Raw genomic sequence first — 10,584 nt, forward strand, 5'->3', positions numbered from 1 at the left:
GCCGGCCGCCTCGGTCGTGGTCGTGCCCGGCCGTGTTCCCTCGTCGGTTTCGGCCTGCTTCACCCACGTCCGCAACGCCTCCGGATGCACACCGAGCTGGTCGGCGATCCGCTTGATCGCCCCACCGGCCGAGGCCGGGTCCCGCCTGGCCTCAACCGCCAGCCGCGTCGCCCGCTCCCGCAACTCGTCCGGGTACTTCCGTGGTGCCGCCATGACTGTCAATCCTCCGGGTGTTCGATGTCTCCATCAAACCCGGGGCGGGACAGATATCCGGTGCCACCGTTGTTGCCGCCGCCCTTGCTGAACTGGACAAGGTTCGCCGGGGTGTCCGGGCAGCACAGGATGGTGCCGTCGACCGCGGTGACCAGCCGGCCCCGCCAGAACACTCCCGGGCGGCCTGCGCGGGCGGCACCGACCTGCACGCAGCCGGTCTCTGCGCCGCGCAGCAGGTCAAACAACGCCCGCAGCGGCACCGGACCCACCCGGACCCGCGCAGCGGCCAACGCGCTCGGACTCGGTGTGGCCACTGTGAGCTTGTCCAGGCCTGCGCATAGTCGCGTCCAGACCTGCGACAGGCCGACCTCAGTGAACAACCCGGCCGCGAGCAGGAGATACACCACCACCCGCGAGGGCAGCATTCGTAGCCGTTGCTGTATCCCGCGGGCCTCGGCCAACGCGGCATCGACCATCTCGAAGGGCACGATCTGAGTCAGCTCGCCGAGATGACCCGGGGCGAAGCACCCGCCCGCCACAGTGACGACACGGGTAATGACAGAATTCGCAGTCAGCGGAGCTCCTGGTGAAGAGGCTGTCTTGGAGGACGACCTCTCCTACCGGAGCTCCGCACCTATTTCCGACACCAACACGCCGACAACATCCTTGACCAGCACACAGACCCGCTAACTGAACGGCTTCGAGGCTAGGGCCTGTATCGAAGTGGGTCAGAGCCATTCGTTGATGGCGGCGATGTGGATGGTGGCTTCGTAGCGGACGGCGAGTTTGTCGTATCGGGTGGCCACCGCACGGTGGCGTTTGAGCCGGTTGATGCCGCACTCCACCGCGTGGCGCTGCTTGTAGGTCTCGGGGTCGAAGGCCGGTGGCCGGCCGCCCTTCGATCCCTTGGCCTTGCGGTGTGCGTCCTGGTCGGCCTTGCCCGGAATGGTCGCCTTGATCCCACGATCGCGCAGGTGCGCGCGGTTGGCCTTCGAGGTGTAAGCCTTGTCCGCCAGCACCCGATCAGGACGAGTACGAGGCCGCCCACCACCGGTCAACCGAGGCACCCGGATACCGCCCAGAACCGGAATGAACTGCGGACTGTCGCCGCGCTGCCCAGCGGTCAGCACGATCGACAGTGGCTTCTGCCCCTGCTCGCACCCCAAGTGCAGCTTCGTGGTCCACCCACCACGAGACCGGCCCAACGCGTGATCATCCGGCTCAACGGTGGTTCCGCCGGGCGGTTCGGTCTGCAGATCCCCCTTTTCCGCGCTCCCGCGGCATGCTGATGCGCCCGAGCGATCGTGGAATCCACACTGACATCCCAGGTGATGCGCCCTGCCGCGTCGGCCAGGGCTTGCAACGCGGTCAGCATCGCCTGCCAGACACCAGCCCGCTGCCAGCGCCGAAACAGCCCATAAGCCGCTGGCCAGGACCCGTACACCGCCGGCATGTCCCGCCACGGCGCGCCGGTGCGCACCCGCCACCGGATCCCGTCGATCAACTGCCGCTTGCTCCACAACGACGGCCGACCCGGCCGCGACAGAACAGGCAGCAACGGCTCCAGCACCGCCCACTGCCCGTCGGTCAGGTCGAACCGCCCCGTCACCGCTAGGGTGTCCACGAGGTCTCCGGTGGTGTTCAGGTTCTTCTTGGTCGACGAACCACCTACCGGAGACCTCACCCATTTCAGGTCACCGACACACCAACCAGCACAACCGGCTGGGAATGACTTCGATACAGGCCCTAGCTCCACTCCTTTAGAAGCCCATTTGATCAAGCTGTTTGGCCTGGTCAGGTAGGCTTTTTAGTGATCTTGAGCGACTGTCGCAAGTGGACTGTTTGATGGGTTGTGTCCGCCGAACGCCGCCGTCGATCCTTACGAGATCAGGGAGTCCAGCAGCCGCAGCCGTTCGGCGCTGGGCGAGCCGGGCGCGGCGCCGCTGAAAATGATCCGCTGGCCCGGGTCATCGGGCAGGCGGAGGCTCTCCTCGTTCAGCGTCAGCTGCCCGACAAGCGGGTGCTCGAACTCGCGGATCGCGTGCAGGCACTCGCCGACCGGGTGCGTGGCCCAGATCCGCGCGAAGTCCGCGCTCTTGATGCTCAACTCCCCGATCAGCGCCGCCAGCAGCAGGTCGTCGGGCTGGTCGCTCGATGCCATCCGCAGGTAGGAGGCGACATTACGGGCCTCGCGTTCCCAGCCGACCAACAGGTCTCGCATCGCCGGCTCGAGGAACGTCATCTTCGCCATGTTCGGCCGCTGCTCCGGGCTGAGCCCCAGCAGGGCGAACCCGAGCCGGTTGCCGCCGAGCAGATCCGTGCGGCGCCCGACGATGATTACCGCCTGCTCGGTGTTGCTCTCGGCCAGTGCGAGCACGGAGTCGCGCACTCGCTCGGTCCCCACCTCGCGCCGCGCGACCTGCGCCGGCCACGCCAGGCGCAGCAGGTGCAGCCGCTCGCTCTCGTCGAGCCGGAGCGCGTTGGCGATCGCCTCCATTACCGAGTCGGACATCTGGTGGCTCTCGCCCTGCTCGATGCGGGTGTAGTAGTTGACGCTCACGCCCGCCAGCTGGGCCACCTCCTCGCGGCGCAGTCCCGGAACGCGGCGCGGCGAACCGTGCGTCGGCACCCCGGTGTCCGCGGGCGAGAGCGCGGCCCGGCGGGAGCGGAGAAAGTCCCCGAGTTCGGTGTTCCGCTGCTCACTCATGATCCCATCATCCTCCCGTCATTCGGCCCGTGCCTTCCCCTGCCGTGGGTACCCACGACGTGGCGTGGCGCGCGCCCGTTCCCTGGGTTCAACCTGGCGGCATGACGACGTATTCGGCGACGGCGGTGCCACGGTGACCGCCGTCACGCTGGGGCTGGACACCTTTGGTGACGTGCTGGCCGACGACGACGGCGAGACCGTCGCCCGCAAGATCGTCGCGGCCCTGCGGACGCTCGGCGCGACGCGCTTCGACCTCAAATACGGGCTCGGCGGCCAGCCCCGTGGCGCGGTGCTGCGGAGCATCGAGCTCTACGGAACCCGAGTCGCGCCATTGGTGCGCGAACTATTCGAATAGGAAAGGGAAAACTGATGACCGACAAGAAGATCATCGCCGTGGTCGGAGCCACCGGACAGCAGGGTGGTGGTCTTGCCCGTGCGATCTTGGCCGACCCCGATGGTCCGTTCGTGCTGCGTGCCGTGACTCGTAGCGCCGACTCGCCCGCAGCGAAGGATCTGGCCGCGCAGGGCGCCGAAGTCGTCGAAGCCAGCTTGGACGACGAGAGCAGCATGCGTACGGCGTTCGAGGGCGCGTACGGCGCCTTCGTCGTGACGAACTTCTGGGTGCAGCGCACCCCGGAGGAGGAACAGGCCCGCACGCGTGCGCAGATGGAGCTCGACCAGGCCGCGATCGCGGCGCGAGCCGCGAAGGACGCCGGACTCAAACACGTCGTCTGGTCCACTTTGGAGGACACCCGGCCGCACTTCGACCACCTCGGCAGCGAACTGCCGACCCTGCTGGACGTCTACAAGGTCCCGCACTTCGACGCCAAGGGCGAGGCCAACGCGTTCTTCACCGACCTCGGCGTGCCGACGACGTTCCTTCAAACGACGTTCTACTACGAGTCGTTCCTCATCGGACAGGGCCCGCACCGCGACGAAAACGGGCGGCTCGTCCTCATGAACCCGATGGGCGACAGCGTGATGGCGCTCGTCTCGTCCGAGGACATCGGCCGCACCGCGTACGGCATCTTCCTCGCCGGCGCCAAATACATCGGCCGCACCGTCGGACTCGCCGGCGCCCACGCCACCGGTACCGAACTCGCCGAGCTGTTCACCAAGGTGCTCGGCGAGAAGGTCGACTACCGGCCCCTCACCCACGACGAGGTCCGCGCCTCAGACACCCCGGGTGCCGTGGAGATCGCCAACATGTTCCAGTTCTACGCCGAGGCCTCGGAGTACTTCGTCGGCAGCCGGAACCTCGACCTCGTACGGGAACTCAATCCTCGGCTCAAGCCGCTCGAGGAATGGCTGACCGAGCACAAGAACGAGATCCCGCTCGGCTGAGCACCGGTGGCGCCTCAGCGGACGTGGGCAGATTGCGTTGTGGCCGACGTCAATGCGGCGGGCGGCCAGGTCGCAGTACCGGATCTCGAGATGGCTGACGTGGCCGCGGTCGCGGACGTGCTGGCGAACGCCGACGTGGCGATTTTCTGGGCGGGCGCGGGGCCTGGGAGCGGCAAGTGGCGTGGGTGTCACGGACGACCGCCCGCAGCTCGTGCGATGTGGTTCATAGGAGGTGGCGGTGGAACTGGAGCTCGCGCAAACCCACGGGATGCTCGCCCTGCCTGGCGTGCGGGCCCAACGGTCCAGCGCCGGGCTGGGTTGGCCCGGCCTCTTCGTCTCCACCCAGGTCGAGGCCCCGTTCGCGGAGAGCTTCGACGGCGCGGCCACCCATCTGCTGATCCTGCACCTCGACGGCCCGGTCGCCGTGGGCCGGCGGGTCGGCGGAGCGAACCTCCGGCGTCGGGTGCCCGCCGGAGGCCTGTTCCTGCATCCGGCGGGGCAGAACCTCACGGTTGAGCTCGGCGGCGAGCTCAACAGCGTCCACGTCTACCTGGCCGACGAGACCCTGCGCGCGGCGGGGGCGACAGAGGTCCGGCTCGCCGAGGAGTTCGGCGGGGTTGATCCGCTCGTCGAACAGCTGGTGCTGGCGCTGGACGGCCTGGTCAGGGACTGGACGCCGAGTGCCCGTACGTTCCTGGATCATCTGACCGGGTGTCTGGCCGCACACCTGGCCCGCCGGTACGGCGATGGGCCGTCCGAATGCTCCGGACCTCCGCCGCCCGTGCGCGGGCTGGCCGATCGCCAGTTCGCCGCGGTGCGGGAGCTGATGGATGATCGGCTCGCCGGTCCGCTGCCGCTGGACGAGCTTGCCACCGCTGCGTCACTGAGCGTCCGGCAGTTCGCCCGCAGCTTCAAGGCCACCACCGGGCAGACTCCGCACCGCTACCTGATGGAGTTGAGGCTGCAACAGGCAACCCGGCTGCTGCGCACCGGGAGTCTGCCGATCGCCGAGGTCGCCATCCGGTGTGGCTTCGCCCACCAGGAGCACCTGACCCGCGTGATGCGAGCGCAGCTGGGGACCACGCCCGGCGCGCTACGACGCGCCGGCTGAAGGACGTCTCTTTCGTGCAGCCGACCTGACTTCGTGATGCAGGCCGCTGACCCGGACGCGACCCAGACTGGAAGGGCACACCGTAACCTCTGAGGAAGAGTCAGCCACATGACGAACGTGGTCCACCAGATCGATCCGGCCCGCGTGCTGTTCGGGCCGCAGTCAACGGACCAGGTCCGTGACGAGGTGGCCCGGCTGGAGCGCTCCCGGGTGCTCTTGATCACCAGCCCGTCCGCACAGGAGGCCGCGGCCCGCATCGAAGGACAATTCCCCGCGGGAATGGTCGCTCGCTTCGACGACGCCCAGCCGCACACGCCGGTGGAGATCACCGAGCAGGCGCTGACTGTCCTGCGGGCCCATGCCGCCGACGTTATCGTCGCGATTGGGGGCGGCTCGGCCATCGGGCTTGCCAAGGCGCTCGCGGTACGCACCGGGCTGGACCAGGTGGTACTCCCGACCACGTACGCCGGCTCCGAGGTCACTCCGGTGCTGGGCGAGACCGCCGATGGCGTCAAGACCACCCGTTCGGGCCCGGAGATCCGGCCCGAAACGGTCATCTACGACGTGGACCTGACCCTCTCGATGCCGATCGGGCTGACCGTCACGAGCGCTGTCAATGCGCTCGCCCACGCGGCCGAGGCGCTCTGTTCCCCCCAGGCCAACGCCGTCACCGATGCCCTCGCCGTCCGGGCGATCGCCGCGATCGGCCACGCGCTGCCGATGGTCGTGCAGGATCCCGAGGACCGTGCCGCCCGGAGCGAGCTGCTGGAGGGGGCGTGGCTGGCGGGGACCTGCCTCGGCGCCGTCGACATGGGCCTGCACCACACGCTCTGTCACGTCCTCGGCGGCTCATTCGACCTACCACACGCCGCAACGCACACAGTCGTCCTGCCGCACGCGTTGGCGTACAACGCCCCTGCGGCTCCCGAGGCGATGCGCCGGATCGCGGAGGCACTCGGCGTCCCCGACGCACCCAGCGGCCTACACGACTTGATCAGCACGCTCGGCGGCCCGACCTCGCTGGCCGCGTTGGGTCTCCCGGGCAGCGAGCTGGCGCACGCGGCGGCACTGGCCGCCGGAACCCCGCACCCGAATCCCCGCCCGGTCAGCGAGGAAGGGATACGGGCGCTGTTGACCGAGGCCTGGCAGGGTGGGCAGCCCGGGGGCGGGCGACGGTGGCCGGGCGCCGAACTGCGTCAGCTGCTCGCCGAGGTCGAGCGCAGCTTCGGCAACGCGCCGCAGGCGCGGCTTCGCACGCTGCTCACCAGCCTCGTCCGGCATCTGCACGGCTACGTCGCGGAGAACGACCTGACGAGTGCCGAGTGGATGTCGGCGATCGACTTCCTCACCCGTACCGGCCAGATGAGTTCGGCCACCCGGCAGGAGTTCATCCTGTTCTCGGACAGCCTCGGAGTCTCCAGTGCGGTGGACATCCTCGGTAACTCGCGGAGCACGGGGACCACCCCCTCGGCGGTGCTGGGTCCGTTCTATCTCGAGGGGCCGCCGGAAACTCCGCAGGGCACGGACATCGGGGCCGGGCTTGACGGTGTGCCGCTGTTCACCGAGGTACGGGTCGTCTCGCAGACGGGGGAGCCGCTCGCCGACGCGGTCGTCGACGTCTGGCAGTCCAATAAGGACGGCTTCTACGACGTGCAATTGCCGGAGGTGGAGGGCCCGGTGCTGCGTGCCCGGTTCCGTACCGACGACGACGGGTTGCTGCGCTACTGGTCGATCCTCCCCGCCGACTACCCCATCCCAAGCGACGGGCCGGTCGGCGAAATGTTGGCGGCAGCGAACCGACACGCGTACCGCGCCGCGCACGTGCACTTCCTGATCAACGCCGTCGGACACCAGCAGCTGATCACCCAGCTCTTTCCCACCAGTAGCAAATACCTCGACTCCGACGCAGTCTTCGGCGTCAAGCAGCCGCTGATCGTTGAGTTCACCAACCCGGGCGGGCCAACCCCTGACGGTCGTAAGGTCACCGGTGAGTGGCGTCGTCTGGACTACACCTTCACCTTGGCACGTATCCCCGACCCTGCGCGTCTATTCGACGACGCCTTCGTGGACGTGATGGAAATCGTTGAGGACGTCGACCAGGCCCCGGACATCGTAGGCCGCGTCCTGGACGTGTAACGCGCCACCTGAACGCACGAGAGACGCTGCCCACATCAGAGAAGAGAGTATTTACCGATCATGTCCGATGTTTTTCGGAAGTCATTCGAGGTGCGCTGGGACGACGTGGACCTCAACGGCCATCTGCGCAGTACCAGATATCTGGAATATGCGAGCACCACGCGTCACGGCTATCTGACGACGGCGGGCTGGGGCGTTCCCGCTCTGATGAAGTCAGGGATCACCGTCGTGCTGTTGGCTGAAGAGGTGCGCTACCTGCATGAGGTCTTCCTAGCGCAGAACGTCGAGGTGACCTGCGAGATCGTGGGACTGACCCCCGACGCCTCGCGGTGGCGCGTCCGCCAGGTGGTCCTGCGCGAGGACAGGAAGGAAGCCGCCGTCATCCGCTCCGAGGGAGCGTGGATGGACGTCCACAAGCGGAAGATCACCACTCCGCCCGCCGGGCTCAGGGAGTTCCTCGAGTCCAGCCGATCCGACGACTACGAACTGATCAAGTCAGGAACGTCGTGAACGGCGGCAAGCGCACCGGCCGCGGCACGAGTGTCCTGGTCGGAGCCGCACGTGTAGGTCGATGTGTCAGCGTCGACGTGACGAGTGTCGGATGCCTGCCGGGCTGGACGAAGCGAACCTTGGATGGAACGCGTAGAGCAGACCGGACATGAGCAACTTCAGAACTGCAGCCGCGGCGCTTCGCGCGCCCGCAGGACATCGCCGAAGCGGTCGGCTATCTCGCTGGGACGGGCGGCGCCTACACCACCGGCAGTGCCGTGACCGTCGACGGCGGACTGACCGTGTGAGCGAGCGCACCTCCAGCCGTTGTGTTCTTCTCCCAGGCAAAAGGAAAGCAACTGTTGTGAAATTCGGGATTTTCTCCGTCGTCAACGCGGCACCATCGGGTATCCGGAACTCGGGAAAGCCGCTGAGGAACGGGGTTTCGAGTCGCTGTTCGTCCCCGAGCACACGCATATCCCTGTCACCGACGGGCCCCGTCTGGACGGCTCGGGTGAGCCGATGGACCCGACGTGGTTCCGGATGCCGGACCCCTTCGTCGCACTCGGCGCGGTGGCGGCTGTGACGGAACGGCTGACGCTCATCACCGCCGTCAGCCTCTTGGTACAGCGTGACCCGATCATCTTCGCGAAGGAGGCCGCCACGCTCGACCTGCTCTCGGGCGGGCGGCTGATCGTCGGTGTCGGGGCGGGCAACGTGTTGGACGAGCTGCGCAACCACGGTGTGGAACCCGCGCAGCGCGGCGCGGTCCTCGACGAGCGGATGGACGCGGTGAAGCGGCTCTGGACGCAGGACGAGGCGGAGTACCACGGCAAGTTCGTCGACTTCAACCCCGTCTACAGCTGGCCGAAGCCGGTGCAGCAGCCGCACCCGCCGTTCTACGTCGGGGGCTGGAGCCGGCCGGCGCTGCGCCGGGTCGCCAAGCGTGGTGACGGCTGGCTCGCGCCCCCGTTGCCCGCCGACGATATGCGCACCAAGGTCGCGGACCTGCGCGACCTTGCGGGCCGCGAGGTCCCGGTGAGCGTCACCTACACGCCCTCCGACGTCGAAGTCGTTCACGCGTACGAGGAAATCGGCGTGGAACGCGTGGCGCTCATCGTGCCGACCCTTTCCCGTGACGAGACGCTCACCCACCTCGACACGCTCGCCGAGTTCGTCGCGAAGTACTCGAACTGAACCCCTGCGGTGATCGTGAGCGTTGCCAGTAACCTGCAGCCGCCTGATGTGCAGGTCAACGCAGCAGACCGGAATTCTGGAATCCACAGGGACGGGCCGGGCGAGGGTGGCTGTCGGCAGGCACCTGGACGGTCGAGGACCTGGACGGGCGTCACAAGGAAATGAAGGAGACCTACACCGAGGACATTCGGTTCCTGGAGATGGAAGAGGTCTTCCTCGGGCACCAGGAGGTGAGTGATCGGATCGGGAAGGTCCTCGAATTGGCACCGCCGACGCTCATCCAGCTCGAAGGCGTCATCGAGAACCACGACTACGTCCAGTGGGAGTGGAGCGTCGTGCACCCGAGCGGAGGCACCGCGCGAGGGTGGGAGGTCTTTCACCTCAAGGGAGACCTGATCGACACCCTCATCGTGTTCACCCCGGACATGCACGCTGGCCGCCGCGCGGGCGCGGGGACAGCTCGATGGTGCGGCGCTGCGCGAAACCGGCGGGCAGCCCGACGCGTTCCAGAAGCTCGCAGACGCGGTGGTCGCCGAGTGTGGGCTGTCCGAGGCGCAGGTCGTCGGCCACGCGGTCGGTGAGCGGGACGGGTTGTTGGGCGACCAGGCCGACGCGGCGGCGCAGGTCGAGCACGTCAAGTTCGGTGATGGGGATGCCGTCGAGCAGGATCTGGCCGCTGTTGGGGTCGTTCAGCCGGTTGAGCAGGCGCAGCAGGGTGGATTTGCCGGCTCCGCAGTGAAGGAAGGCCGGGAGGCATGGCGCGGCGACCACTGCTGCTGAGGAGAGGAGGGCTGGGATGAACATCGAACTGCAGGTCGTGCCGGACTGCCCAAACCAGACAGCGGCGGTGCACCTGCTGCGGCAGGCGCTCGACGACGTGGGCCTGGCTACAACACAATTCAGCACGGTGATGGTCACCAGCCCGGAACAGGCCGAGGAGTTGGCGTTCACCGGATCACCGACCATCCGGATCGACGGCATCGACCCCTTCACCGATCTGGCCGCGCCTCCGGCACTGGCCTGCCGGATCTACCACACCGCCACCGGACCGTCCGGCACACCGGAGCTGCCCCACCTGCACCAAGCGCTGAAGCGGGCTATCGATCGCGGAGCCGACCCGGCGACCGCCGGTAGCGGACCGATGGACGCCGACGCGCCTCTCCGCGGCGACCAGACGTGACCCGCGCCGATCGGTGACCGGTCTGGTCAAGGTCGCGGTCGTCCGTGGGTGTCGCGGGTGGGGACGCCGCGTTCTCGTAGTTTGGTCAGCACGGTGGTGTGGTCGACGTTGAGGTGTTGGCCGACCCGTGCGAGTGACCAGCCGAGGCTGTAGAGGTGGATTGAGCTTCCCCCCCGTTCGCCGGACACGGCGGGTGTGGGGTCAGGG

At 67.9% G+C, this 10,584-nt stretch carries 13 protein-coding genes and 1 pseudogene; 8 read left to right on the top strand and 6 right to left on the bottom strand.

The features are described 5' to 3' along the window. The 4 genes from H5411_RS44420 to H5411_RS44435 form a co-directional block, all read right to left on the bottom strand. Window positions 1-213, bottom strand: a 213-nt coding sequence (locus tag H5411_RS44420) for a transposase (protein ID WP_183127713.1), incomplete at its 3' end; no start/stop codon positions are given. Window positions 214-218: 5 nt separating this feature from the next. After that, entirely contained in the window at window positions 219-752 is a 534-nt protein-coding gene (locus H5411_RS44425; protein WP_312878747.1) for a transposase domain-containing protein, read from the bottom strand. A gap of 189 nt (window positions 753-941) precedes the next feature. Beyond that, a protein-coding gene (locus H5411_RS44430; protein ID WP_312878749.1) for an IS5 family transposase occupies window positions 942-1,822 on the bottom strand; the annotation gives its coding sequence in 2 pieces (ribosomal slippage) (window positions 942-1,429 and window positions 1,429-1,822; 882 coding nt in all). Window positions 1,823-2,092: 270 nt separating this feature from the next. Then, a complete protein-coding gene (locus H5411_RS44435; protein ID WP_183127715.1) occupies window positions 2,093-2,920 on the bottom strand; it encodes a helix-turn-helix transcriptional regulator in 828 nt (275 codons plus the stop codon). A gap of 133 nt (window positions 2,921-3,053) precedes the next feature. Here H5411_RS44435 and H5411_RS44440 point away from each other — a divergent pair, with 133 nt between their 5' ends. The 7 genes from H5411_RS44440 to H5411_RS44470 all read left to right on the top strand — a co-directional run bounded on the left by H5411_RS44440 (window position 3,054) and on the right by H5411_RS44470 (window position 9,197). After that, window positions 3,054-3,275, top strand: coding sequence for a hypothetical protein (locus tag H5411_RS44440; protein WP_183127717.1), 222 nt, complete (start codon window positions 3,054-3,056; stop codon window positions 3,273-3,275). 14 nt (window positions 3,276-3,289) lie between these two features. After that, complete coding sequence (locus tag H5411_RS44445) at window positions 3,290-4,264, top strand: NmrA/HSCARG family protein (RefSeq protein ID WP_183127719.1); 975 nt, start codon at window positions 3,290-3,292, stop codon at window positions 4,262-4,264. Window positions 4,265-4,502: 238 nt separating this feature from the next. After that, complete coding sequence (locus H5411_RS44450; RefSeq protein ID WP_312878748.1) at window positions 4,503-5,375, top strand: AraC family transcriptional regulator; 873 nt, start codon at window positions 4,503-4,505, stop codon at window positions 5,373-5,375. 108 nt (window positions 5,376-5,483) lie between these two features. Then, window positions 5,484-7,511 (top strand): maleylacetate reductase and hydroxyquinol 1,2-dioxygenase domain-containing protein, encoded by a 2,028-nt coding sequence (locus H5411_RS44455; protein ID WP_183127721.1) that lies wholly within the window; start codon window positions 5,484-5,486, stop codon window positions 7,509-7,511. Between the two features lie 60 nt (window positions 7,512-7,571). Next, window positions 7,572-8,021, top strand: coding sequence for an acyl-CoA thioesterase (locus H5411_RS44460; RefSeq protein ID WP_183127723.1), 450 nt, complete (start codon window positions 7,572-7,574; stop codon window positions 8,019-8,021). A 164-nt stretch (window positions 8,022-8,185) separates the two neighbouring features. After that, on the top strand, window positions 8,186-8,308 hold the full coding sequence (locus H5411_RS44465; protein ID WP_183127729.1) for an SDR family oxidoreductase: 123 nt from the start codon (window positions 8,186-8,188) through the stop codon (window positions 8,306-8,308). Window positions 8,309-8,402: 94 nt separating this feature from the next. Continuing rightward, window positions 8,403-9,197, top strand: coding sequence for an LLM class F420-dependent oxidoreductase (locus tag H5411_RS44470; RefSeq protein ID WP_183127731.1), 795 nt, complete (start codon window positions 8,403-8,405; stop codon window positions 9,195-9,197). A gap of 414 nt (window positions 9,198-9,611) precedes the next feature. Here the strand turns inward: H5411_RS44470 and H5411_RS44475 are convergent, their stop codons facing one another. Beyond that, a complete protein-coding gene (locus H5411_RS44475) occupies window positions 9,612-10,001 on the bottom strand; it encodes an ATP-binding cassette domain-containing protein (RefSeq protein ID WP_183127725.1) in 390 nt (129 codons plus the stop codon). Between H5411_RS44475 and H5411_RS44480 the strand changes: the two genes are divergently transcribed. Continuing rightward, on the top strand, window positions 9,994-10,377 hold the full coding sequence (locus tag H5411_RS44480) for a hypothetical protein (protein ID WP_220818295.1): 384 nt from the start codon (window positions 9,994-9,996) through the stop codon (window positions 10,375-10,377). The two genes, H5411_RS44475 and H5411_RS44480, sit on opposite strands and share 8 nt — an antisense overlap. Before the next feature lie 26 nt (window positions 10,378-10,403). On the opposite strand, the pseudogene H5411_RS47225 reads toward H5411_RS44480, so the two are convergent. Then, window positions 10,404-10,584: pseudogene (locus H5411_RS47225) on the bottom strand (hypothetical protein); the annotation flags it as partial.

It is taken from the genome of Amycolatopsis echigonensis (assembly GCF_014174495.1).
GTDB lineage: Bacteria > Actinomycetota > Actinomycetes > Mycobacteriales > Pseudonocardiaceae > Amycolatopsis > Amycolatopsis echigonensis.